The sequence below is a fragment of the Streptomyces sp. NPDC000075 genome (assembly GCF_040301925.1).
Lineage (GTDB): Bacteria > Actinomycetota > Actinomycetes > Streptomycetales > Streptomycetaceae > Streptomyces > Streptomyces polychromogenes.
Genome location: NZ_JBEPFL010000084.1, coordinates 1 through 1,379 on the forward strand (window position 1 = coordinate 1; position 1,379 = coordinate 1,379).

Consider the following 1,379-nt stretch of genomic DNA (forward strand, 5'->3'; position numbering starts at 1 on the left):
TTGGTCTCGATACCGAGGGACAGCGGGGTCACGTCGAGGAGCAGGACGTCCTTGACCTCACCCTTGAGCACACCGGCCTGGAGGGTGGCGCCGATGGCGACGACCTCGTCCGGGTTGACGCCCTTGTTGGCGTCCTGACCGCCGGTGAGCTCCTTGACGAGCTCGGCGACGGCCGGCATGCGGGTGGAGCCGCCGACCAGGACCACGTGGTCGATCTCGGACAGGTTGATGCCCGCGTCCTTGATGACGTTGTGGAACGGGGTCTTGCAGCGGTCGAGCAGGTCCGCGGTGAGCTGCTGGAACTGGGCGCGCGTGAGCTTCTCGTCCAGGTGCAGCGGGCCCTCGGCGGAGGCCGTGATGTACGGCAGGTTGATCGTGGTCTCCGTGGAGGAGGACAGCTCGATCTTCGCCTTCTCGGCGGCCTCGCGCAGACGCTGGAGCGCCATCTTGTCCTTGGACAGGTCGACGCCGTGGCCGTTCGCGAACTGCTTCACCAGGTAGTCGACGACGCGCTGGTCCCAGTCGTCGCCACCGAGGTGGTTGTCACCGTTGGTGGCCTTGACCTCGACGACACCGTCACCGATCTCCAGGAGGGACACGTCGAAGGTGCCGCCGCCGAGGTCGAAGACGAGAATGGTCTGGTCGTCCTTGTCGAGACCGTAGGCCAGGGCGGCGGCCGTCGGCTCGTTGACGATGCGCAGGACGTTCAGACCGGCGATCTCGCCGGCCTCCTTCGTCGCCTGGCGCTCGGAGTCGTTGAAGTAGGCCGGGACGGTGATGACCGCGTCCGTGACCTTCTCGCCCAGGTACGCCTCGGCGTCGCGCTTCAGCTTCTGCAGGATGAAGGCGCTCATCTGCTGCGGGTTGAAGTCCTTGCCATCCAGGTTGATCTTCCAGTCAGTGCCCATGTGGCGCTTGACGGAGCGGATGGTCCGGTCCACGTTCGTGACCGCCTGGCGCTTGGCCACCTCGCCGACGAGGACCTCGCCGTTCTTGGCGAAGGCGACGACGGACGGCGTGGTCCTGGCACCCTCGGCGTTGGTGATGACGGTGGGCTCGCCGCCTTCGAGAACGCTGACGACGGAGTTAGTGGTGCCCAGGTCGATGCCGACCGCACGTGCCATTTCGATTCCTCCAGCTGACTTGAGTGGAACAGACTCAAGGATGCCGCACCGCCGCCCCGGAGTCAACAGAGGTGAGTCGAGGGGACTCAACCTTTAGGCGGCGCCAAGGCTCACAGCCGCGCCGGGCGCAGCCACATCCAGCCCCGCCGGCGTTTGAGGCGCGGGGTCTGGGGCGGAGCCCCAGCGGCGGCGCCGCAGCCGAACGGGTTCCCGGCACGGGCTGCGGCCGCGCGGCGCACCGGGGGCGGGGCCGGG

At 67.8% G+C, this 1,379-nt stretch carries 1 protein-coding gene; it reads right to left on the bottom strand.

Annotation, left to right across the window (positions count from 1 at the left end; translation table 11 throughout):
- A partial coding sequence (dnaK, locus tag ABT403_RS38980; protein WP_351650971.1) for a molecular chaperone DnaK occupies positions 1-1,124 on the bottom strand: 1,124 nt, incomplete at its 3' end.
- Positions 1,125-1,379: the final 255 nt, after the last annotated feature.